This window comes from Arachidicoccus ginsenosidivorans (assembly GCF_007971385.1).
Classification (GTDB): Bacteria; Bacteroidota; Bacteroidia; order Chitinophagales; family Chitinophagaceae; genus Arachidicoccus; species Arachidicoccus ginsenosidivorans.
The window spans coordinates 4775026-4800375 of sequence record NZ_CP042434.1; the positions used below are offsets into that span (position 1 = coordinate 4775026).

The following is a 25350-nucleotide window of genomic DNA, read 5'->3' on the forward strand; positions in this document are numbered from 1 at the left end:
ATTATCTTTTGGCTGCATTTTGAACACAAATAATAGCTTGCTAGAACTGGCACATAACTGTTCATAGGATCCCGTCCTACACAGACCGAGTTGCTTTTATTACAACCAATGTCACGAGGGCAAATATAGGCTGCGTATCCAGTGGGTAGTGCAGGATAATTCTATTCGACCTAAATGTAAATTTGAAATATATTTATAATTCATATATTATTGATCTGAAATATCATCAAGGGGTTAACAATTCCAGTCATTGGACTGAAAAAATAAAGGGTTTGCAATGCATTCATTAACAATATATTGTATAAGAAGTAATAATTATTGCTGAGATTTTGAACACTATGTTAAATTTAATTTTTTAATCCTTATATTTGTTTCATAATCATTTTTTAATTAAAAAAATATGTCGTCTATGAACAATTTGTTTTATGTGGTGCCTGCCTTGGGCCTCATAGGTCTAATATTTACGATCATCAAGAGCAGATGGGTTGCGGCGCAGGATCCCGGGTTGGATCGCATGAAAGAAATATCTAAATATATTGCGGATGGCGCTATGGCCTTTCTCAAAGCTGAATATAGGGTCATGCTGTATTTTGTTGTCATCGCTGGTATCTTATTAGGCATAATGGGATACAGCAATAGTAGTTCTCACTGGTCCATTGCACTATCTTTTGTTGCAGGTGCTTTCTTAAGTGCCCTGGCCGGTTTTATTGGGATGCGTATTGCCACCAAGGCCAATGTCAGAACCGCCAATGCTGCCAGAACTTCGCTCAAAAAAGCATTGGCTGTTTCTTTTACCGGTGGTTCTGTCATGGGGATGGGTGTTACTGGACTGGCAGTTATAGGCCTGGGTGGATTATTTATTGTGCTATTGATGACTTTTGCTCCTGGCGCCTTAAGTGATACACAGGAAGTGGCAAGAGCCATTGAAGTATTGACTGGATTTAGCCTGGGTGCAGAAAGTATTGCCTTATTTGCCCGTGTAGGCGGTGGTATTTATACCAAGGCTGCTGATGTAGGTGCGGATTTGGTAGGTAAGGTAGAGGCCGGTATACCGGAGGATGATCCAAGGAACCCGGCTACCATTGCAGATAATGTAGGCGATAACGTAGGTGACGTTGCTGGTATGGGTGCAGACCTTTTTGGGAGCTATGTAGCGACTATTTTGGCCACGATGGTATTGGGTCATGAGGTGCTGGGGACCAACGGCGTTTCTCTTGCTGATGGCTACAGTGGCTTCTCTCCCATTTTGCTGCCGATGCTGATTGCCGGCGCAGGGATTATTTTTTCTATTATAGGCACTTTCTTTGTTACTATTAGTGAGAACGCTGGTTTAAGCACCGCAAAAGTACAAGCGGCGCTGAATAAAGGTAACTGGGGGGCTATTATCCTGACTGCTATTGCTACTTATTTTATTGTCAACTGGCTATTGCCCAAGGATACCACCATGGTGCTTCGTGGAACTTCCTTTACTAGTAATGGTGTGTATGGAGCCATATTGGTTGGCCTGGGTGTAGGCACCCTGATGAGTGTTATTACGGAATATTTTACCGCCATGGGCAAACGACCGGTTAAAAGCATTATCCGCCAATCAGGTACGGGTCATGCAACCAATATCATTGGAGGTTTAGCTGTTGGTATGGAAAGTACCATGTTGCCGGTTATCGTCCTTGCCGCAGGTATTTACGGCTCTTTTTTATGTGCTGGTTTATATGGTGTGGCTATAGCCTCCGCAGGTATGATGGCTACTACCGCCATGCAGTTGGCCATTGATGCATTTGGGCCAATTGCAGACAACGCCGGTGGCATCGCTGAAATGAGCGAACTGCCAGGTGAGGTCCGAGAAAAAACAGATATACTGGATGCAGTGGGTAACACAACAGCAGCCACCGGTAAGGGGTTTGCTATTGCTTCCGCCGCCTTAACTTCCTTAGCCTTATTTGCTGCCTTTGTCGGTATCGCCAAAATTGACGGTATCGATATCTACCGGGCTGATGTGCTCGCTGGATTATTTATAGGCGCCATGATTCCCTTTATTTTCTCCGCATTCGCTATCAGAGCGGTGGGTGAGGCAGCGATGGCTATGGTTGAAGAAGTGCGCAGACAGTTTAGAACGATACCCGGTATTATGGAAGGAAAAGGCACACCTGAATATGATAAGTGTGTGGCGATCTCCACCAATGCCTCTCTTAAAAAAATGCTATTGCCTGGAGGTATAGCCCTGGTCAGCCCGTTAATTATAGGTTTTGTATTCGGGCCAGAAGTATTAGGTGGATTTCTGGCTGGAGCGACCGTGTCCGGCGTGTTGATGGGTATGTTCCAAAATAACGCCGGTGGTGCCTGGGATAATGCTAAAAAATCCTTTGAAAAAGGCGTTGAGATCAATGGCGAGATGCATTACAAGAAATCAGATCCGCATAAAGCCTCCGTTACAGGAGATACGGTGGGCGATCCTTTTAAGGACACCTCAGGTCCATCGATGAATATCCTGATTAAACTAATGAGTATTGTTTCGCTGGTCATCGCACCAACCATTACCAAGATGCATTCAGCAGACATCCATAAGAACCTGCTTCAAAAGCAAGAAGATATTCACAATCTCTTAAAAGCTGAGCCTAACCAGGATGCGCGTATCAACCAGTTTCTATTGGAAAACGCTGATACAGCAGCCATGTTTACCCTGCATCGGCCAACATTAATCGAAAAACGATCCTCCAAGGAATTTTTGTCAAAAAATCAAATGGGATCATAACACTTATACAAAAGAGCAGCTGACCGCTGCTCTTTTTGTTTAGTTTTATTAATTTTGGTGCTTTGCTAAACAAAACGGACACATAAGTAAAGACAGCAATGCGTAAAATTTCCTGGTTATCCAAAATCGCCTTTATATTCAATATTATCTATTTTATTGATCTGCTATTGAGATTTAAGGTGGTGGCAAATAACCTGCATCAAGGCCCCATTGGTCTATTAGGTGGCTGGTTACTGGCGCCTATTTTTAACCTGGCGTTGCTTTTTTCCATCATTTTGATCAAAAAAAAGGGGGAAACGCTGCCTGTAGCCAAATGGATCTGGTTATTTTGTCTGTGCTGTTTAGTCTTCCAAACAGTCTTATTCCTATTTTATGATTAATCGTTTTTTAAAGGACCGGCCCTCTAAACTTTTTTTAGGGTTTACCGCTTTTTTTGTGGCCAATGCCCTTATTGCAGAATGTATCGGCGGTAAAATATTCTCTCTGGAAAAAGTTTTTGGATTTCAGCCGGCGAACCTGACTCTTTTTGGAGAAAGTGGCCTTTCTTTTACCCTCACCTGTGGCGTCTTATTATGGCCCTTGGAATTTGTAATTACGGATATCGTTAATGAGTTTTTTGGCCCTAAAGCAGTCAGAAGGATCAGCTATACGGCCATTGGTTTGATTGCCTACGCCTTTATTATGTTCTATCTCTCTATCCATATACCCGCCGCTGATTTTTGGATCGGGTCTGGTAAGGCAAAAGGAATAGATAATATGCAAAATGCCTTTAATGGCATTTTTGGCCAGGGCATGTGGATTATTATCGGGTCTCTGGTTGCCTTTTTATTCTCACAGCTGGTGGATGTCTATGTGTTTCAAAAAATTAAAAAGCGAACCGGCGATAAAATGATCTGGCTTCGAGCGACGGGGTCTACTCTGGTTTCTCAGTTAGTGGACAGTTATATTGTGCTGATTATTGCTTTTAAGATTGGCAATAACTGGGCATGGTCACTGGTGCTGGCCATCGGTGTGATGAACTATATTTATAAATCAGTCGTGGCGATAATAATGACACCTGTGATTATCTATGTAGAAAAATGGATTGAAAGATATGTAGGTAAAGAAACCGCCCATAAAATGCGACTCAGTGCTATGGGGCAAGAGGTTGAAGCACAGGAGGATGGCTTTGAAAATATCCCGACCGCTGGCTAAAAAGTGCTGTTTTACCTGACAAATATTTATCATCCAGAAAATACATCTGTTCGTCTCATGAACAGATGTATTTTTTTTCATAAATGAAATAAATTACATCTGCATATTTTTGGATTATCAATTGAGAATAAGGTGTTTATGGATTACTACCTAACAAGTGATAGATTTTTGATTATTGTTCCTGTTCACAATTGATGAAAAATTATGCAGGCTTTTAGTTGCTTTCTGGCGAAATTAAGCTGAAAACAAGTCCATAGTAGTTTTGAATGGTTTTGATTTAACGCAACGGATGCTGAAGCTAGAATATATTAAAATGTTTTCCTGATAACCAAATACAGCTGTTTTTTTTGACAAATAAAAGAGACAGTCAAACGGTTAAAAAAATATTTAAACGCTTTTATGGGTACACATTGTCTACATTTAAATTTTGAAGTACAACGCATACCCATACGTAGGTTTACATGGATCGCCTTCATTTTGCTTATTGCCAGCAAGCCTAAAAACCCTATCTGAGGTAAATCCTACCTCAGTTAACTCCAATTACAGCTATATTTTTAATCTTCAATGCAATTTATTTTGAAAAAGTTATTATGCTTAATGGGCGGAGCTATGTTGGTGGTGGTTAGTTATTGTCAGAAAATTAGTATTGAACCATTTTATATTGGCGATAGAGTACCTGATATCCAACTTAACAATATTGTCAATTATAAAGATTCGATAATTAATTTATCACATTTTGGGGACAAGATGGTTATTTTAGACTTCTGGAATATTCATTGTGGAAGTTGCATTAAAATGTTTGCCAAGGAGGATTCGATTCAACAACTTTTAAAGCAAGATATTCAATTTCTATTGGTAACCACTGACAAGAAAGAGGATGTGGAAAAATTTATTGAGAAATACAATAAAATACATGCCAGACTCCCATTTCCAATAGTAATTAGAGACAAATCTCTTCGTCAATTATTTAGATTTAAATTTGTTCCGCATTATGTCTGGATTGCTCCAAACGGATTGATTCTCGCACAAACTTCTGATAATTTAATCAATAAAGAAGCTATTTTAAAAGCATTAGCTCCATTTAGAGTACTTGAAAAAAGGTTGAAGGGACTTAAATCAACAAATTATGGTCTCCATATGCAACCGCCGTCTCAAGAACTATCAATTTTACTAAATAATTAAAAATAAAGATTGCATATGCCAAAGAATGTAATAGCAGCCATAACTGCATTTATATTTTCCTATTCACTATTTGCTCAAAATGCTTTAACGCTTCATGGAGAAGTTGTGGATAAACATAATAATCCTGTATTTGGCGCTACAATACAATCTAATGTAACAGGAGAATCTGTATTAGCGGGCAAAAATGGTTTTATAATAAAATTAAGTCAATTTCCAGACACCTTAATTATTAGTGCGGTTGGTTATCAAGTGCAAAAAAGAATTATTTATGGTAGTGAATCAGAAGTTAAAATAACCTTAGATGAATTTACAAATGAATTGAATGAGGTAACCATAAATACTGGTTACCAAAAGATTCCAAAAGAAAGATCAACAGGCTCCTTTTATTTGATTGATAGCACTGTTTTTAATCAGCGAGTTGGGCCAAATGTCCTGGATCGGCTAGATGGCATAACCAGTAGTCTTCTTGTTGATAATAGAAAGAATAGTGTCATAAAATATCAAATGAGAGGTTTAAGTACATTAACTGCAAATGCTGCGACTCCGTTGATAATTTTGGATAACTTTCCTTATTCTGGGGATATTAATAATATAAACCCGAACGATGTTGAAAGTATATCCATTTTGAAGGATGCGGCCGCAACCAGTATTTGGGGGGCAAGGGCTGGTAATGGTGTAATAGTCATTACAACTAAACGTGCGCATGACAAACAGGCCATGCAAATATCATTTAACAGCAATCTTACAATTAAGCCCAGACCAGATTTATTCAGTGCTTATCAAATGAATTCATCGGATTATATTGATTTAGAGGAGTTTCTATTTGCAAAGGGGTTTTTTAACTCCGATTTTTCAAATGTCAGAAGACCTATCATTTCTCCTGTGGTCGAAATTTTACAACAAGAAAAGCTTGGCCAGATCACTGCGGAACAGGCGAAGGAGCAAATTAATGCCTTTAGAGGTATTGACATGAGATCTGACATGGAGAAATATCTTTACCGCCCCTCCTATAATCAACAATATTCTCTTGGAATTGCAGGTGCATCAGACTTTGTGAATTATCGTTTTTCTATTGGGCTCGATAAGGGTATGGCTAATTTAGCGGGAAATGATAATAACCGAATTACTATCCGTTCAGATAATGTTGTTCATTTGACAAAGAGATGGGATTTTAATCCAGGATTGATTTTAACTAAAACCCATTCAACGCAAAATAGTCCTGGTGGCTTTGGAAGCTTTACTCAGTCTATAGCAGGAATAACGCCATATACACGTTTAGTAAATAATGATGGAACACCTGCTGTATTAGATTTGTATTATCGCGGAGTTTTTACAGATACTGCTGGCAATGGGCAATTGCTGGATTGGAAATTCAGGCCCCTAGATGAATTAAAAAATAATAATAATTTTACTGATCAATCAGACGTGGTATTAAACCTTACGTCAAGTTATAAGCTTACAAATTGGCTTACGGCTAAGGCTGCCTACCAATACGAAAACGATTGGACCGATAATTATCAAATTCATAATTTGAAAAGTTTTTTTGCAAGAGATTTAGTCAATGAATTTACAGAGATAATTGATGGCACACCTATTTATCATCTTCCCAAGGGCGGTGTTTTGGTTCACAACGGAGGAAAAATGGAATCACAATCGGGAAGGTTTCAATTAAATATTGATAAAACCTGGAATACAAAGAATCAATTATCAGTGATTATAGGAAGTGAATTAAGAGACATGCTAACTACTTCTGATTCAAGACGCGATTATGGGTATGATGAAACAACCTTGGCTACACAAATGCCTGACTATACAACACAATTTCAAACTTATGATAATGTAAGAGGGAAGACTTTTATATTAAATGCTACCAATTCAAGTAAATTTACTAATAGATTTGTTTCCTTGTATTCTAATGGTTCTTATACTTACAATAATCGATATATTATTTCTGGTAGTTTTAGAAAGGATGCATCCAATTTTTTTGGTGTAAAAACGAATCAGAAATGGGTTCCCTTGTGGTCAGTAGGTGGCGCATGGAGGATTTCTAATGAGGATTTTTATAGAATTGACTGGCTGCCAGAATTAAAATTTAGAATGACATATGGCTTCAGTGGCAACCTAGATCCTAATGCTTCTGCGTTGACGACCATTAGTTACCTTCCTGCCTCAAGAAATAACCCTATTCATATTCCGGCAGCTACCGTAAGTCAGCCTGCTAATCCAGATTTGCGATGGGAAAGGGTTAAACAATTAAACTTTGGCGCAGATTTCTCCATGTTGAACAATTATATCAGCGGATCAATTGAATATTATACTAAAAAATCAATTGATTTAATGAATGTTAGTGATTTAGATCCAATAACCGGTTTTAATTCAGTGCGTAAAAATTCTGCAACTTTAGGAGGCCATGGAGTTGATATCACCTTAAATACATTGAATTTGAATCGAAAAGTAAAATGGAAATCTACAATTTTACTTAGTTACACTTCCTTCAAGGTGCTTAAAACTAATTATGCAAATGCAAGTTCCTTTCGTATTTCGGATGGGACTTCAATATTTGCTGTAGACGGCTATAATCCATATTTGGTGGCCAGTTATAAATTTGCAGGTTTAGATCCGGCAACCGGAGACCCCTTGGGATATGTTGATGGGGAAATTAGCAAAGATTATTATGCTATTTTCCAAAATCCACTTGAACAAAATGTTATTAGTGGTCAGGCTTTACCACCAATATTTGGTTCAGTCCGAAATTCAATTCAGTTTAAAGGATTCACACTTGCTGCAAATATTACCTATAGACTGAATTATTATTTTAGAAAGCCTAGTATTAGTTATTATAGCTTAATTTATAATGGTAGTGTTGGTTATGAATTTGAGAAAAGATGGCAGAAGCCAGGCGATGAAAAATTTACGTCGGTTCCTTCGTTTATTTATCCAATGAATAGTAATCGAACAAGTTTTTACAATTTTAGTGATATTAATGTGGATCCTGCTGATAATATTAAATTAAATGATGTATATTGATTATCAATTAAAATATAATAACAGTAAGGTAATAAAGAATATGGTGTTTTACATTTATTTGAACAATTTAAATTGGATGCTTTGGAAAAAAATAAAGACAACCTGGATCCAGATATTATTTATGATGTGAAACCTCAAAAGAGCATTTCATTGGGATTAAAACTTAATTTTTAAATTTTAAAGGATGAATATGTATAAACATAATATATTACTTAGTGTTTTTATATTGTCTTGGATTTTAATGAATACATCCTGCAGCAAATTTCTGGAAAAAAAAACGGATCAATCATTATCTATTGTCTCCACTGTTGATGATTTGCATGAACTATTAGTGTATTACCCGTGGATGAATTCATATAGTCCATCTTTGGGCGAGGCTTGTTCAGACAATTATTATTTAACAGATGATGATTGGGGAGCTACTTCCGAATTGACACAAAATTTATATTTATGGCAAAAATATGATCAATTGAAAGGAGACTGGAGTAGCCCTTATAGGATGATCAATACAGCAAATACAGTAATAGATAATGCAGACAAGGTTACCATAAACAATTCTGGAGAAAAACAGAGGGCGAATACTTTAAAATCAATGGCATATTTTGTACGAGCCTTTTATCATTTTGGTCTTTCTCAATTGTTTATGAAGGTATATAATAAGGAAACAGCAAAATCTGATTTAGGAATTCCTTTGAAATTGACTTCTGACCTAAACGAGAAAATAACAAGAGCAACAGCTGAAGTTACCTATCGACAAATTATTTCTGATTTGGAGTTGTCTTTAAAAAGCCTTCCAATTTCTTTAAAAGAAAAGTATCTGGCGACGAAGCAGGCTGCTTATGGAGAACTTTCAAGAGTATATTTGTCCATGCAGGATTACCAAAATGCCGGCAAATATGCAGATAGTTGCTTAAAATTGTATCATAATTTAATTGATTATAATTCAGTTGATAGCACTTCTCAATCGCCGTTTGAACAGTTTAATTTGGAAGATATTTATGATATACAATCTATTTCCCCAAATTCCTTACAGCAAAGTAAAGCCAAAGTGGATTCTACCCTTTATAAATCGTATGCAAATAATGATATCAGAAAATATGCATTTTTTCAATCAAATGGTGATGGTACTTTTCATTTTAAAGGAAATTACACTGGTAAACCAGGTAATCATACCATGTTTACAGGAATCGCCACGGATGAAATGTTTTTAAACAGAGCTGAGTGTTTTGCTCGCCAAGGAGATTCGTCTGCTGCGTTGAATGACTTAAATAATTTGCTGAGGCATAGATATGTAAAAGGGACTTTTAAACAATATTCTTCTCCGGTTTCAGGAGGTCTAATTAAATTAATTCTTAAAGAGAGAAGGAAAGAGTTATTATTTCGTGGTCTTAGATGGACAGATTTACGAAGATTAAATAAGGAAAGTGAATATGCAGATACTCTTTATCGATTTATTAATGGAAAAGAATATGAGTTACTTCCTGGAAGTGATCGCTATACAATTCAAATAGACCGCAGGTCGGTAGAGCTAAGCGGGTTAATACAAAATCCATAATTATTACAAAGAATGAAAGGGGCTCAAACAGAATTGAGCTACCCCTTCTTTCTTTAAACTTGTTGGCTAATTTTTAGTTTTGCATTGCGATATTTTCAGTTTCTGGAGATCCGTTTGCCTCAGAATCCTTAATTTCCTGTGCTTTTGTAGCCAACTCATTTGCATCTGGTGCATTTCCAACTCCATTGTCTATAGTTAAGTAAATACCACAAATATCCTGTGATCCAGTACACGGGTCAATATCTGCACGCTGATAATTTTGGGCATTTGTTATGTCCTGATCACTAAAAGTTGGTCCAACATAACTGTAGAAATATGGATTTACTTGGACTTTTGGTGCACCTTTGAATGCGCTGGTGATGCATGCCAGTGCTATTGCGAATACGAATACGCATAAGAATAGCATTTTCTTGCAATGTTCATGGTTTTTAATTTTTAATTTTTTAAAATAATTGCCTACCTGCACTTTATTTTTAGTGCCGCAGTTCATTGATTTGATAATCTCCTACTCTATTTTCAGGTTTTCGGTTACTTCCTGGTAGTTGTTATAACTGTTATTTCAACGTATCTGTACTTGTTGGTTTGTATATTGTCTGCCGTCTTTTATTTGAAGCATAACCCCTATAAGGCTAATGATTGTAAAGCTTATATTGAATATTAAATGTCCTTTCCATTTTAATTGTGAAATAATACCCGCGCACGAGCACGGAATTCTACCAAATGCACCACCTAATGCAAATATTACGTATAATGTAAAGGCGACCATTAAAAACAGCGAAGCGATTAACCCCTTGAGCCTTGTTTTTGTATTGTAGATGAGTATCGCAACACTAAGTTCTACGACTGGTAATCCCCACTTAAGTAGCGGGATTGACCATGGAGGAAGTGGTTGCTTATTGAGTTGCTCCCCAAATGCCACAAATTCAAGTAGTTTACTTACTGCTGCATAGACCCATAAAATAATTAGCAGCATGCAGATGACCGTTATCCAAAAATCTCTTTTCATGCTTTTGATATTTTATTTAGCAATACCTTTTTAAAAAGCAATTATGGTGCGCGCTTCCATAATTGTTTTTTTGCTGCCTCTCGCTGCAACTATGCGCCTTTTCTTATCGATACCGGTAATATGGTTGCCAACGTGGCCGGTATTCAGATAGTCGATTGAAAAAAACTCAGGGGCATAGTCGACCATCATATCAATAAGCGTCATTCCATTCAGGTAAATGGACTTTATCACCACGTTCCCCTTAAAGCCTGCCAATAATTTTTACTGTTTTATTTTCTACATCGAAGATACAGTAGTCTCCAGCATGCCCACTTTGATTTATAGCAATGAAAATTTCAAAAATGGTGAATGAAAATTTCAAAAAATAATCAAACTAAACTGTAAATATTGAAGAACTAATAAGTTAGGTGAGAATTTACTCCTTTTTAAGTAGGTTTTTAGGATCTACGCCAATATAGCGTTTGAACTGTTTGGCAAATTCTGTTACATTTTGGGTATTGCTCATATCGACCAACTCAGATAAAGTCGTGTAATTAGAATTCTTCATCTGCTCATAAATATACTCGTAAACGCATTGTTGTCTATATTCATATGGCGTTATATCATAAACTAATTTAAAACCTTTTCGCAATTTGCCAGGAATCATATATGATTCTTCGATTAAATTTTTATAGAAACTGGCACTGATAAATCGCTTCGGAGTTTCCTATGGAAATTTATGACCCGTTCTATATCCACATAGGAGAATTTTAATTTCTTGGACGGTTTATTTTCTATGTCCTGTACCAAAGATTGTTCAATTAATTGCTCTAACATTTCCAGTGTTATTTGGTCATACAGACCGCGTTCTATTCGTTGAGTTAATTGAATTAAAAGTGCCATTGACTTAATGGAAGTCTTGATCGGTATTTTTTTGTTTAAAAAGCCGAATTTTTGGTTCTCATAGGCTTTCAATAGTGGTCTCAGATGCTTGAATTTTTTTGCCAATAATTTAAATTTGGAATACGGAATATGGATGCCAAAGTTTTCCAGATTATTGGTTAAAAAGTGTACTTGGTCCTTTACATAAGGTAAAATCATGATTTCATGGTATTCTGGTTGAAATACGACCCAGTCATGGCTAGTTAAATCAATTCTGGCTTTGCCATCTATATTGAAATTTATTTCGATAACCGGTTCATCATCCTCACATGAATAACGATCACTATTGGACATACCATTATAATGACTAAATACAAGACCATATGGCCCCACCTTTACTCTCTGGAAAGCCATATACATTTCGTTGTGGGCTACATATCCGCATTCTGCACCGGGGATTATTTTATTGAATTTTTTAGGCAGGCCTGCTTGCAATTGCAATTCACCATGGAATTTTGAAAATATTTTAAATCCAGCCATTTTTTATTATTTAATTTAAAAAAATAGTTTCCATTTTTGTTGAAATCGATATTTGGAAAATAAAACAGTGAAACCAGGCAATGCTTTGACTAAGAAAACAATATTGTGGACCATACGCTAGTTGCCTTTCAGAGGTTAACAGGCAGAAAATTGGATGTAAACCTCTTAAATGTATCCCCCAAAAGCCAGCTTAAGAGCATCAATTAAAACATAAATTTATCATATTTTTTTATTTTTAATTATATTTCTTTTTTAATCGAGCCAAAATCACTGAATTATGGTGTAACTATATGTGACCTTAACAAATATAGCTTGATTGGATAATAAAGAATGCTCATTTATTTAGTCAATGCGCCAGATTGATAGCTGATTGTTTTTCTTCCATTTTATGTCCAAACCCAACTATAAATTGGCCCTAAGTTGTATATATTCAATAGGTTGAATTACTTTAATGTAAACGTTTTTTGGCAACCCCTTCAGCACCAGTTGATTATTTGTGGTATATGTGCTGCTTTTACCTTAAATTTAATGGGGAATACTATTTTTGGTTTATTTAATCTATTCAAAAGAGTCAATGAACGCTTATTTTATCAGTGGCCTGGGGCAGATGAACAAATGTTTTTAAAAACAAAACTGCCCAAGGGGTTTGTGATACATCATTTGGCATGGCTCAGACCTAGCAAAGGAGAAACATTCCCTGCCTATGCGGTAAGATTAGCCGAGAAAATTGATCAACGTCAACCTTTTATATTGGTAGGACTGTCGCTGGGAGGAATGATGGCCATTGAAATGAATAAATTCCTGAAACCGACTTATACGATCCTTATTTCAAGTGTCACCAACCGAAAAGGTCTGCCATTCTGGTTTAAATTAGCGAGTCTGACAGGTATTTATAAAATTGTTCCTAATTATTTTTACCACCACAGAAATTTTATTACTGCCTGGCTACTCGGAGCCGTTTCCAAAGAGGACAAAGACTTGTTAAGCCATGTTATGCTTAAAGCAGATCCCGTATTTGTTAAATGGGCTGTACCCAGGATATTAAAATGGGACAACCATTTTATTCCTGAAAACATGCAACACTTGCATGGAACGGCAGACGTGATCCTTCCCTACCGTCCTAATAAGCGAACATTGCCCGTCAAAAATGGCACACATTTCATGGTTTATAACCGCTCTATGGAAGTCAATCAGTTATTGGCAAAAGTGCTGGAAGGCGCGAAAATAGATGCTTAATCGTTTTGTAAACGCCTTTAGGTGCTCGCAGAAACATTATTACCCGCTCTTTTTCGGTATAAATAGGGCTTTGAAAAAACGGGAATTTGCTCCAAATTTTAGAAAACCCCCTGAAATGCCTATATTCAGTGCATCCTAGCTTTTAAAAAAAGCGGGATTAATTCCCAAGGTAAAATGTGAAAAAAATTAAATCTTTATCATTAACTTGCGCGTGAGCAGATCAAATAATCCATTTTAGTCCGCTTCAGTTAAATACTGCCATGAGGTAGTTATAACGTGATTTTAAATCAATGTTACCCTATTTTGTAACCTGATTTACAGAATTAGATAATTACGGTTCAAAGACAGGACGGATTTATGTATTTATGACTATTGGATCTAGATCAATGCATTAAGTATCTTCTTTGGCGAACCATATTAGTGACAAAAAATATGATAAATAAGCTTAAAAACAGGCATATCATGCAGGACAATTATATAAATAATGCCATCTGGCACACCCAAAATATAGATAAGGATCCAATAGAAGCGGTTCCCTATATTTTCAACAAATTTAACCACGAACAATTACGCAGTTTTATTTTTCGTATGATTGAAATTGCTTTCCGCAATGATGTCTGGAATGATGGATTAAGGCGTTTATTTGCAGAATATATGCAAGCATTGCATTATGCTGTATACATAGCCAGTAAATTAAATGAGGACCTGGACAATCGTTTAAAACCTGTTCCAAAGTACCTACAATCAGTACAAAGCCAACCTATTATAACTGCAGCTGCTTTTTATATAAAGATTTACCACGGATTTTGACGATCAATGATCTAAAGGCACCATCTCGTGTAATCAGGCAGTTTTTTAAAATCGGCACCTACAAGGATTGGGTATGCATCTTGGAAATGCTTGCCAAATCATCCTTTGTTATTCAGAATATGAAGGAGCTTCCTTTTGCTGTTGATGGATTAACCTTATATACTAAGCTATCTAAGCTCATTGATCTGTTTTTTGTTATCCATTATCAAATGGACAGGGATTGTCCGGCGGGTATTAAAAAAGCGGCTGATGGACTTTTGGGAAAACACTTTGAAGGAGATATCCAATCGGGACTTGCCAATCCAACCAATGTGTAGTCTCAAGTGATTATATAATTATTTTTTTGATTTTATGGCCATTTTTCGATGGCAAACCATGTACGGTCCGTATACGGTGGTGTCCTGGGTGCCTGAGAATATCCGGGCGCTCCCGCTGTTCTTTTAAGCATGTTACCGGCTGGAGGCTAGCGTTTCTTACCAGAATTCGCATCTTTTGGCCTGAACTCGTTTGCAAAATCATCTTTTGAACTGCCTTATATGCTCCTTTTAAAAATAATTTGACCGCTCTGTGCATCCTTTTCCAGATGGAGTCGATTGCCGTGAAACAGTACGCATCGAATTATAAATCATCTACTTATAGAGGCAGTGTTTTAACATTTATAACAATAATTTGTTTAAAATTAAATCGCGCATTAACAATTTTAATCTTGTATTTTTTAAAAAACAAGGCAAATTTTGCATTTTTGTGGGATCATTTATATTTAATTACTTGTTGATTATCATTACTTATAGATAATTTTGGAGCCTAACAAATATCCGTACGGAAACGATTCCGTAAAAAAAGAATCGTTAAATATCCCAATTTGATTAATTTAGCTTACCTGATGATTTAACATTTAAAACGATATCAAATGGTGGATATGAACTTAATAAATTCGCTTTGTAATTGCATTTGTGCAGATTATACAGCTGCGACTGCCTTGAATGATTTTTTCGTAAATATTAGTGTGAAAACCTTTTCACCCACTATGGTATTAAAAGCTTCTGGCCTAACCTACTTTTGAATTGCCTGAACTCCTAAGCCTCATAATTTTTTCCGTTTGATTGTATCCCAAGGTGGTTTGTTTTTTTTCTAAAAGGAGCAAGCTTTCGTTTTCTATTGTTCAGGTTACATAAATAACAAAAGTACTATTCATGATTATCCTATCAGGGGTGCAGCCTATGCATTCCTACAATACTATTTATTCACCTGTTTAAAAAAGGAGGTATTTCCCACATTACAAAAAGGTATTTGAAAATCCCGTGGCAATTGCTTTAAAAAGAGCAGTTCCCTATTTAAACTCATCACTCAAAAAAAGAATTCCATGATTAAAAAACACGCAAAGAAGGCGGATAAGTTTGGCCAGGCCAGGTATCCTCTTCTGCATTATGCGATTGGTATCACGGCCGTGGCTTGTATAGCTGTAGGCAGTAATACAACCTTTGCAGCGCCTTATAAAAAAGACAGCCACAAAGAAGCAACCCTATATTTGCAACAAATCGTAACTGGTCAGGTGACTGACAGTTCAGGCATACCTATTTCGGGTGCTTCTGTATTAGTGAAGGGCACGAAGGAAGGTACCATTACTGATGATAAAGGTCATTATTCTATTGAGGCCGCAAACGGCCAGATTTTAATTTTCAAATTCGTGGGTTATGGACAACGAGAATTCAAGGTTTCTGGCCGGCATCTGAATGTTCAATTGACCCCTGAGACGACTACGCTGGACGATGTTGTCATGATCGGTTATGGAACTCAAAAGAAAAGAGATTTAACGGGCGCTATTTCCACCGTCAATACGGAGCAACTAAAAAATGAAAATCCTGCCTCGCTACAAGATATTATGCGATCAAATGTGCCTGGACTAAGTGTACCTTACAGCACAGCTGCCAAACCTTCGGGTGATTTTCAAATTAGAGGCAAAAATACCCTGAATGCTGGTGCAACTCCCTTGATTGTACTGGATGGTGTCATTTATTACGGATCCATTAATGATATTAATCCAGATGATATAGCCTCAGTAGATGTATTGAAAGATGCCAGTTCCGTTGCTGTTTATGGCGCCAAGGCGGCAGAAGGTGTTATTGCGATTACGACTAAAAAAGGCAAATCTGGCAAACCAACCGTTGCGGTCAATGCCAATTTTGGTAAAGCTACTCCAGAAATCAATCTTCGGCCTTATGACGCCTTAGGGTATATAAAGTTTAGAGAAAACGTAGCATTGAGTCAAAATGCGAAGACGGCTAAACCCTATCAGTATAGTGATCCCAGAAACCTTCCCAGTGATTTATCTGTAGATGACTGGCTGGCCTATGACGGGGCAAAAGGCGATCCAGTGCGTATCTGGCTTGAAAGATTAGGCATGCGCGGCGTAGAAATCGACAATTATCTAGCTGGCAGAAGTGTAGATTGGTATGATATGATCATCAAAAGTGGTACGCAACAAAACTACACGGCTAGCCTCTCTGGTAAAACAGACAAAGTGTCTTATTATTGGTCTGCTGGTTATCAGGATAATCAGGGCATCGTATATGGAGACAGGTACAGCATTGCCAGAAGTCGTTTAAATCTGGATGCGAAGGTTACCGATTTTTTACCATGGGCATGAACGTTGGTTTTGCCGTCAGAGATGAAAGTGGCGTGCCGGCAGACTGGAATAAAGCCATTACCAATTCTCCATTAGGCTCCATTTATACAGATGACTCCTCCACATTGCGTTATAGTCCAAACGACCAACAGGGATTAGGACAGACAGAAAATGTACTGGGAGCTCCTACCTATACCGATCGTCTTAAAAAATATTATACCTTAAACGCCAACTTTTATGGCAAAGTGAAGCTACCTTTTGGTATCCAGTACCAGGTAAACTTTACACCTCAGTTCCAATGGTATCAATATTATAACCACAATTCCTCTGGCTTCAAAGGTTCCAATTGGGAAGTACAGGGAGGTTTAGTCCACCGGGAGCACTCTGATACCTATCAGTGGAATATAGATAACTTGCTTACCTGGAACCATGACTTTGGAGATCACCATTTTGAAGTGACCTTACTACAAAATGCTGAAAAATATCAATTCTGGAGCGACCTGGTAAATAATAATAATTTTGTACCCAATGATAATCTGGGATACCATAATATAGGTGCAGGCACGAATGCCGTCCCTTCAAGTAATGACGAGTATGGTACCGGACAGGCCTTTATGGGCAGATTAATCTATTCCTATAAACAGCGTTACTTACTAACGGCCTCCGTCAGAAGAGATGGTTACTCAGCCTTTGGTGACCGCTATAAGTGGGGAACCTTTCCTGCAGTAGCGCTTGGATGGGAGTTTACGAAAGAACCCTGGTTTAAGACGGATTTTCTGGACTACGGAAAGCTGCGTCTCTCCTATGGGATCAATGGAAACCGGGATATTGGCCGTTATGTAGCCCTATCAAATATTACTACTGGCAAATACTTTCATGTTGGTGATGATGGGACAGTTGAATCTGTTAGTGAACTATATGTGGCGAATATGGCCAATCCCAATCTGCAATGGGAAAGAACAGCAGCCTATAATATTGGTTTGGATTTTAGGATGTTTAATGGGATCCTTTCTGGTAGCATCGATGCCTATAAAAGCAAAACCACTAATTTATTGGTTAAGCGCTCTTTAGAAGATATTATCGGCTTTGATTATATCTGGACCAACTTAGGGCAGATCGATAACAAAGGGCTAGAGTTCCAGCTGACCAGTCAAAACATTAATCACAGTAATTTTAGTTGGACAAGTTCCTTCAATTTTTCACTTAATCGCAATAAAATCGTCAGTCTTTATGGAGATAAACAAGATGTTTTGGATGCCAATGGAAATGTGGTTGGCCAAAGGGAACCAGATGATATAACCAATGGCTGGTTTATAGACCATCCTTTGGATGCCGTCTGGGATTATAAAGTGTTGGGCGTATATAGTGAGGCCGAAAAGGATCTGGCGGCAAAATATGGCCAGCAACCTGGAGATTTCAAAATTGAGGATGTCAACGGAGATGGCAAATATACCAATGACGACAAACAGTTTTTAGGATATAAAAATCCCAGATATAATCTATCACTTCGCAATGACTTTACTTTCTTGAAAAACTTTGACTTTTCCTTTATGCTTTATGCTAAACTGGGCGCCATGGCTACCTATAATACAGCCAAAAACAATAGTGGCTTTATTGACCGTAGTAGTTATTATGATTTGCCCTATTGGACCGTTGACAATCAGATTAATGATTATGCAAGACTATTTTCCAGCGATGGCGGTGCTAGTTACAATGTGTGGCGCAAAACCTCTTTTGTGAGACTGGCCACCGTTTCACTGGCGTATAGTTTTCCAAAGGAGATGCTCAAAAAAGCACAGATCAAAGATTTACGGGTTTATTTTACTGTCAGAAACGCAGCCGTTTATGCACCTAACTGGGACTTCTGGGATCCTGAAATGTCTACGCCAGGCCCTTCTCCCAGAAATTATACACTAGGCGTAAATGTCACCTTATAAATAAAAGGGGTTTTCAAATAGATACCTACACTTGGAAACCGTGTAAACCTGATGGTTAAATTAACTTAAATAGTAAAAACAGATAATATGTTTACGATTCATTCAAATAAATATGCCTCCAAGGCACTATTACTTCTTAGTGTCACCTGGCTTTGCACAAGTAGTTGCAAAAAGGACTATCTGGATTCTAAGCCATTGTCCTTTTATACACCTTCCTCCACTTACAATACAGCTGAAGGCTTAAAAGGGGCACTGGTTGCCTGTGAACGCAACCTTCGCTATAATTGGTCGGGTGATGGTGCACCAGAAATTACCCAGTTAACCTTTTCTGATATCGCCGTCGATGGTACGGATGATAAATCGGGCCCCGCCCAGAATATGGATTTGCAGATTACGCCGGATGCCATTAACAGCTCCAATGATAATGCCGACCATAACCGGATCTTCTACTTCTGGCACCAGGGATATGCAGATATTAAATATGCCAATACCGTCATCACTTATATTGATGAGCCTAAATGGGATACCACTGACCAGACGCAACTAGCCACCAGAAATGATTTGTTGGGTCAGGCTTATTTTCACAGATCTTTTCGTTATTATGAATTGACCAATGAATTTGGGGATGTGCCTTGGGTAGGCAAGCTCTATAATGAACCCAAATTAGATTTTCAAACTGTCGACAGGACTGTTATATTAAAACAGATCCAGTCGGATATGCAATTTGCGGTTAAATGGGTAACCGATGAAGGTAAAGCCAAGGGAGAAGTCACTAAAGGCGCCTGTCAGCATTTACTAGCCAAAATTGATTTGGCGTTGGGCGATTTTGATGGTGCGATTAAAGCGGCTACAGATTTAATTGATGGGGGCAACTATCATCTGATGACAGAACGTTTTGGTCAGGATGCCAGTGACGGCTCCAAAAACGTTATTTGGGATTTACATCAGAGTGGCAATAAAGATATTGCCGTCAATAAGGAAGCACTTATGCTGGTGATTGACAAACCGGATATGGATGGAAAATTTGATGGTGGAACGCAGATAATGCGTCAGACGCTGCCATATCTGGGCGGTGGTAAGATCAAAACACCTATGGGTAATAAAGGTCTTTCCGATAAGGTGGATATTCCATTTTCTTTTTCCGCTGTCACTGGTAGAGGGATTGGTAGATGCCGCCCAAGCTGGTATGCGGAAAAAGCCATCTGGGCAGATGCTGGCAATGATCTAAGACACGCTCCCGGAAATTGGATGAAAATGGAAGATTTTGTCTACAATGAACCCTCCTTAAAGGGGAAAGATCCCTATTATGGAAAAAATCTGCAGTTATATGAAGGCAATACGATCCTTTGTTCAGACACTTTAAGAGAATGGTTTGAGTTTCCTTTCTATAAACTCTATATTGCTGACGACATCAACACTCCTCCCAGAGGCGGTAACGGTGACTGGTATGTTTTCCGACTGGCTGAAACCTATCTGGTGCGGGCAGAGGCCTACTTCTGGAAAGGTGAATTGACCGAGGCAGCAGCAGATATTAATGTTGTCAGACAAAGGGCAAAAGCAACGCCAATTAAGGCCGCTGATGTCACCATCGCCACCATTTTGGATGAACGTGCCCGTGAGTTATATTATGAAGAAGAACGAAAGGTTGAACTGACGAGAATTGCTTATATATTTGCACAACTTGGTAAATCCTATAAAGGACACACTTATAGTAAGACTAGCTTTTCTACCAGCAATTTCTGGTATGACCGGGTGATGGAGTGTAATAATTTCTACAGGAATAATACCGTTACACCGCATGGAGATATGTATAAAATCAGTCCTTATCAAGTGCTTTGGCCTGTGCCACAAAGCGCTATTGACGCAAATACTGGTGCGCACATCAATCAGAATCAAGGCTATTCCGGGGCAGAGAATAATGTCGCTGCACTAACTTCGATCCCGACTGATTAATCTAAGCACTGACAAATATATATAACAAGTGCACATTTGAGTTGAGGTGTTTAAATACAGGTGTCATCCGTAGTGGCAAAGCATTAAGCCTGGCCTTGCGGATGACCCTTATACACTGGTTCGTTGTTGCATGGAAATGCTATAGAGAAATCCTGCAGTGAAATCCTACAGGATAATAGCACAAAGGAGGTAAAAAGTACCCATCTGGGATGCTTTTACCTCCTTTGTATTTTCTGTAAAAATGTCGGCCGTAGACTAAAATGGATATCCTATGGCAATATTAAAAATCAGGTTGTCTTTGCGCCAGCTATTGCTGCCAAAATCAATCTGGTCAAATACCCATCTATCTCCCTTTGGCAACCAGGGTTTGCGAATCGGCATACCCAGATCAAGTCTCAATATCAAAACTGTCAGGTCGAACCGCAACCCTACCCCAACGTCGGCTGCCATCTGATTTAAAAACTGCCCGTTAAATACGCCGCCCGGTTGACCGTCATTGGCGTTAAATAGCCAGATATTACCAAAGTCTGTAAACACAGCACCTTCCATAAAGCCAAATATATGTGGCCGGTATTCAACCGTTCCTTCTATTTTAATGTCCCCGGACTGATCAGGGAAAAAGTCGCTACCTGCATAGGCGTCCGCTACATTATAGGTGCCTGGACCCAATGAGCGTGCTCTAAAGCCCCTTAGGCTATTAGAACCGCCAATAAAAAATTGTTTGCTATAAGGCAGAATCGTAGAATTGCCATATGGAATACCGACACCTGCCATCAGCCGGGCTGCCAATTTACTTTTTCTGGAGATCCTTCTAAAATACCGGAATTCATTTTCAATTTTGACGTATTGGTTAAAAGGTTGCCCGAAAAGCTCTTTTATATGGCCCTTATCAGCGTTTGCGCCGCTGATTAAACCATATAAGTTGGCAGACAGATCTATGGCCGCATTATAATAATACGTGTTCCTTTTATAGCTCTGTGCCGTATTGGTTACTGTGTAGCTATAGCTGGGTCCAAAAGTAAATTGCTTGTCAATAACATGAGCCAGGGTCGGATTCTGGCTGTGTTTAACACTGTCAGCATAAGCGGCCGAGACCCCTGTTGGATTTACATACGTGATATTAATCAGGTTCAACTGATGGGAACGCTTTGCATTTTCCCGCCACTCATAGCCAAAAGAGCCGGTAAATGAGTTCAGGGTATATAATTTAACCCGCCTGTTGATCGAGTATCCGAGGGTCAGATTGGTGTGCGGGATATAGGCATTATCAGATTTAAAGTTAAAAGGGCTGATAAACCTGGGCCAGGTGATCCCTGTTTTAATCCCTCCCTGATAAACATTATTACCTTTGGTGCTGCCTCCCATCTGTAAGTCGGTGCTACCGAATAATCCGATGGTAAAAGCCTCGGCACCCTTAAAGGCATTTCTGTTTTTCCAGTTAATATTAATCTGTGAACCCATGAAATTGGCCGAAGTCGTTCTGCCCTGCAGTTCCAGTTGCAAAGACTTACCCTTATAAGGAGTCAGATAATAATATACATCCAGTTTGGCAGAATCCTCCTCATGCTGGACAAACTTGTTTTTGACAAATTTATAAGGGCCCAGGTTAATCATCCGGTTGATACTGTTATTATGGAGTTGACGGCTATAAGTATCACCGGGATGCAACAGTACCGTATTTTTAAAGGCATAGGGCTTAATGGTATGATGGGGATCCACCACATTATACCAACCATAATGCTCCATGATAGACTTGTGTCGACCCGTGTCCCGGAGTGAATAACCAGGATAAATAAAAATGCTGTCAATGGTATAAATCTTTCTGGCCCTATCGGGCGTCTCAGGCTTCACGATCATATCCATGTCCACCTGGTGCTTTCCCACAGTACTGTCTACTTTAACCAGTAGATTCTCCGGTGAAAAAAAGTAAAAACCTTTATTTTTCAACCGGTTATCAATACGTACCCGTTCATTTTTAATGTCATCCAGATTGTATTTTTTGCCCTTTCTTAATATGGATCTACGAGTGGCTTTATTAATGGCCGATCTCAAAGAGTCTTTGCCTTTGGGGAAGCTGACACTGGCTATATGATAAGACGGCCCGGCCAAAATATTGTATACTGCCGACCCTTTTTTGGCGGTTGTATCCAAACTGCCATTCACCCCCGCCTGAAAATAACTGTTATTTTGTAAATACCCCTGCAGCACCTCACTGTTTTTAGCCAGATTTACATCACTGACAAGCACCGGTGGTTCTCCAAATTTTTGATTCAGCCAGTGTTTGATACCCGTGGTTTTATCTGTTTTTGTCTTATTATATATATAGAGTTTAATGCGCATGCCCAGAAATGAACTATTAGGCACCGGCCTTAGCAGTTCTTCCATTTGCTCTTTTAAATCCTTGGATTCATTAGCAGTGATTTCAGGGGATTTCTCTATCTCTAGCTTACTACCTGTATACAGTTTCTGGCCATTTTGCAGATACCGGGTATTGCTGCAACTGCTAAGGCAGTACATAAAACCTGTCGCCAACACTAAAACCAGCCAGCTGCTGTTTTTGCCACGGCTGCTGGACAGTAAATTAGTGCTGTATTGTTTTATTTTTTCTACTACCATGACTGGCTTTCTTATCAAATTTTTACACATTGAATTTCATTATCTGCTGCTCCCCCGCCTTGTTACCAAATTCATGCCCGGACGGCTCCTAAATTGCTGTTGCTTTCGGGCTATGACTTTCGCTACACTTGCTGCTGCTACTTCTACCATTACTACTTCTACTACTTACTGCTCCTCTTCTTTTTTGGCCTGAGCATCATGCTGATCTATTTGTTGCTGCACAGATTCAGCTTCCTCATCCTGTTTAGTTAAATCCTTTTCGCTTTTCTGCTCGCTTAGGGCACTTTGCCTTTCGGCTGCTGCTGCACTGTCCTCAGCTGCTTTTTCTTTACGCCGACGCTCTCTAAATTTACGCCGCCACTCTTTTTGTTTTTTTGTCTTTCCTTTCATGATCTCGCGGAACTTATCATAATCCAGTGTCATGGAAAACGCTACGCCGGTTTCTATGACCTGTCCCTGAATTACGATAAAATGATCATTGCGATAGGCCCTTAACAGATAACGTCCATCCCGGCTGAGTTTATAGCCAATGGAGACATTGCCTGCAATACTGGTCGCCTTCTCTCCCGCCTGGGCGCCCTCCAGATTAAAATTATTACCCACACTGACAGTCAGCCGGTCATTTAAAAAATTCTTGGAAACCCCCACATTTAAATCCGTTCTATTGGTGGCCGTGCCGGAAGAATAATCCTCCCCAGAAGTCAGACCAAAGTCCAGGTCTACCCCACTGATTAAATTATCTGCGAGTCTGTTCAACTGGTCAGAGAGTAGCGAAGATACGCTACTTCTCAGCGCACCTTCCACTGTCTGGCCTTCCACCATGCTTTGCAACGGATTATCGCCGATAAAATGACCGAGCACCAGTACACCTAGTACCTGTTTATTCATTTCATTGGGGTCGGTTCTTATCTGAGCCAGGCGCGTGTTTACCGCACCGGTAACTTCGCTGGATACATTCACCTTAGAGTTATCATCGGGCAGGGTAATATCAAAGGAAAGTTCCGGCTTGAGTAGTTCGCCTTTCATCATCAAATCTACTTCAAAGGGAAGTTTCTGTTTAAACTGCACCGTGTTTTCAGTACCTGTAAGCTGGTTTTCCACCAAATCCAGCGGCGGAACATTGGCTATATAAACTGCCGTCAGATCCACATTGGCACTGGTAGGATCGCCTGTCCAAATAATTGTGCTGCCCTTTTTGAATTTAAAATTTCTTTTCACAGTGGCATAGGACAGATTATAAGACCCATCGTTTACCTCATAGGTACCTGTAAGACTGGTCTTGCCACTGGGGTCTATACCACCGTTTAAATGTGCCTCTCCTCTTAGTTTCACCATATCTCCGTTGCGCTCATCTAGTACAATAGAAAACAAAGCATTTTTATCTACATTAATTGTAGCGGAGATATCCATTCCCTGAACTGCCGTATTTCTAAGTGAATCCAGCTGGTTTTCTATCATAATTGAATCCAGGTTAGGCTGCCTGTTCTTTTTGACAAACTGTACCACCCCTTCTCTTTCTTCGACCGATGGATCAGCGCTGGGCACCACAATGGTCAAATCTGTTTTATCTCGCACTCCCAGTGTGCCATCCACTACCGGCGCCATCATATTGCCCCCGATATTCATCCGGGCATCCATATAAAGCTTGCCGTAATAAAGCGGATTGTCTGCTTTTGTACTATTAATGACCTGAAAATCCCGGGCATTGATTTTCAGACCAAAGCCATAATCCAGGTAATTGGTCGTTTTAATGCGTCCATCCACCGTCAAACGGTTTTTTTGCTGGTCCAAAATATGCACCTTATCAAACAAAATTCCCTGCTCATCAAAGCCTACCTTTTCATCGGGCATGGTAAAGGGAGCATTTAGCATGGCTACATTAAAAGCTGCCTGGTTAAAATGCAATGTCCCGTTGATTTTCGGCAGGTCTGTTGTTCCCTGGATGCGCAACTTACCGTCCAGGCTGCCACTCATATTCTTAAGATAGCCCAGTGTCAGCCCTTCAATGGATTTAAGTGCCAGCTTTTGCATATTCAGCTCAAAATCCATTTTGCTTTC

At 39.0% G+C, this 25350-nt stretch carries 19 protein-coding genes; 12 read left to right on the forward strand and 7 right to left on the reverse strand.

Features of this window, described 5'->3' with window-relative positions; genetic code table 11:
• The first annotated feature begins 409 nt into the window (after window positions 1–409).
• From FSB73_RS19250 to FSB73_RS19275, 6 genes are all read left to right on the forward strand, one after another.
• On the forward strand, window positions 410–2749 hold the full coding sequence (locus FSB73_RS19250) for a sodium-translocating pyrophosphatase (RefSeq protein ID WP_146785930.1): 2340 nt from the start codon (window positions 410–412) through the stop codon (window positions 2747–2749).
• Window positions 2750–2847: 98 nt separating this feature from the next.
• Window positions 2848–3129: a hypothetical protein gene (locus FSB73_RS19255; protein WP_146785933.1), complete on the forward strand. Its 282-nt coding sequence runs from the start codon at window positions 2848–2850 to the stop codon at window positions 3127–3129.
• Complete coding sequence (locus FSB73_RS19260; protein ID WP_146785936.1) at window positions 3122–3943, forward strand: queuosine precursor transporter; 822 nt, start codon at window positions 3122–3124, stop codon at window positions 3941–3943. Before FSB73_RS19255 ends, FSB73_RS19260 begins: the two co-directional genes overlap by 8 nt.
• A 576-nt stretch (window positions 3944–4519) precedes the next feature.
• Complete coding sequence (locus FSB73_RS19265) at window positions 4520–5125, forward strand: TlpA family protein disulfide reductase (protein ID WP_158639613.1); 606 nt, start codon at window positions 4520–4522, stop codon at window positions 5123–5125.
• 15 nt (window positions 5126–5140) lie between these two features.
• Window positions 5141–8152: a SusC/RagA family TonB-linked outer membrane protein gene (locus FSB73_RS19270; RefSeq protein WP_146785942.1), complete on the forward strand. Its 3012-nt coding sequence runs from the start codon at window positions 5141–5143 to the stop codon at window positions 8150–8152.
• 184 nt (window positions 8153–8336) lie between these two features.
• Complete coding sequence (locus FSB73_RS19275) at window positions 8337–9707, forward strand: RagB/SusD family nutrient uptake outer membrane protein (protein WP_146785946.1); 1371 nt, start codon at window positions 8337–8339, stop codon at window positions 9705–9707.
• 73 nt (window positions 9708–9780) lie between these two features.
• Here the strand turns inward: FSB73_RS19275 and FSB73_RS19280 are convergent, their stop codons facing one another.
• The 5 genes from FSB73_RS19280 to FSB73_RS19300 all read right to left on the reverse strand — a co-directional run bounded on the left by FSB73_RS19280 (window position 9781) and on the right by FSB73_RS19300 (window position 12114).
• Window positions 9781–10173, reverse strand: coding sequence for a hypothetical protein (locus tag FSB73_RS19280; protein ID WP_146785949.1), 393 nt, complete (start codon window positions 10171–10173; stop codon window positions 9781–9783).
• Window positions 10174–10266: 93 nt separating this feature from the next.
• Window positions 10267–10713 carry a MauE/DoxX family redox-associated membrane protein gene (locus tag FSB73_RS19285; RefSeq protein WP_146785951.1) on the reverse strand — a complete coding sequence of 149 codons (447 nt, stop codon included), beginning with the start codon at window positions 10711–10713 and terminating at the stop codon, window positions 10267–10269.
• Between the two features lie 30 nt (window positions 10714–10743).
• Entirely contained in the window at window positions 10744–10944 is a 201-nt protein-coding gene (locus FSB73_RS19290) for a hypothetical protein (protein ID WP_146785954.1), read from the reverse strand.
• A gap of 184 nt (window positions 10945–11128) precedes the next feature.
• Window positions 11129–11359: a helix-turn-helix domain-containing protein gene (locus tag FSB73_RS19295; protein WP_146785957.1), complete on the reverse strand. Its 231-nt coding sequence runs from the start codon at window positions 11357–11359 to the stop codon at window positions 11129–11131.
• A 14-nt stretch (window positions 11360–11373) separates the two neighbouring features.
• Window positions 11374–12114, reverse strand: a complete 741-nt coding sequence (locus FSB73_RS19300) for a hypothetical protein (protein ID WP_146785960.1) — start codon at window positions 12112–12114, stop codon at window positions 11374–11376.
• Window positions 12115–12642: 528 nt separating this feature from the next.
• Between FSB73_RS19300 and FSB73_RS19305 the strand changes: the two genes are divergently transcribed.
• The 6 genes from FSB73_RS19305 (at window position 12643) to FSB73_RS19330 (ending at window position 20676) form a co-directional block, all read left to right on the forward strand.
• Window positions 12643–13350: an alpha/beta hydrolase gene (locus tag FSB73_RS19305; protein ID WP_146785963.1), complete on the forward strand. Its 708-nt coding sequence runs from the start codon at window positions 12643–12645 to the stop codon at window positions 13348–13350.
• 432 nt (window positions 13351–13782) lie between these two features.
• The gene (locus FSB73_RS19310) at window positions 13783–14160 is read left to right on the forward strand and encodes a hypothetical protein (RefSeq protein ID WP_146785966.1); all 378 of its coding nucleotides are present in this window, start codon (window positions 13783–13785) and stop codon (window positions 14158–14160) included.
• Entirely contained in the window at window positions 14157–14477 is a 321-nt protein-coding gene (locus tag FSB73_RS19315; protein WP_146785968.1) for a hypothetical protein, read from the forward strand. The genes FSB73_RS19310 and FSB73_RS19315 overlap by 4 nt, the downstream gene beginning before the upstream one ends.
• A 1046-nt stretch (window positions 14478–15523) precedes the next feature.
• Window positions 15524–16807 (forward strand): TonB-dependent receptor plug domain-containing protein, encoded by a 1284-nt coding sequence (locus FSB73_RS19320; RefSeq protein WP_146785971.1) that lies wholly within the window; start codon window positions 15524–15526, stop codon window positions 16805–16807.
• Window positions 16804–18723 (forward strand): SusC/RagA family TonB-linked outer membrane protein, encoded by a 1920-nt coding sequence (locus FSB73_RS19325; protein WP_158639614.1) that lies wholly within the window; start codon window positions 16804–16806, stop codon window positions 18721–18723. The genes FSB73_RS19320 and FSB73_RS19325 overlap by 4 nt, the downstream gene beginning before the upstream one ends.
• A gap of 87 nt (window positions 18724–18810) precedes the next feature.
• Window positions 18811–20676, forward strand: a complete 1866-nt coding sequence (locus FSB73_RS19330) for a RagB/SusD family nutrient uptake outer membrane protein (RefSeq protein ID WP_146785978.1) — start codon at window positions 18811–18813, stop codon at window positions 20674–20676.
• Window positions 20677–20931: 255 nt separating this feature from the next.
• Here FSB73_RS19330 and tamL read toward each other — a convergent pair whose 3' ends face one another.
• On the reverse strand, window positions 20932–23292 hold the full coding sequence (gene tamL, locus FSB73_RS19335) for a translocation and assembly module lipoprotein TamL (protein ID WP_225974189.1): 2361 nt from the start codon (window positions 23290–23292) through the stop codon (window positions 20932–20934).
• Between the two features lie 165 nt (window positions 23293–23457).
• On the reverse strand, window positions 23458–25341 hold the full coding sequence (locus FSB73_RS19340; protein ID WP_146785981.1) for a translocation/assembly module TamB domain-containing protein: 1884 nt from the start codon (window positions 25339–25341) through the stop codon (window positions 23458–23460).
• Window positions 25342–25350: the final 9 nt, after the last annotated feature.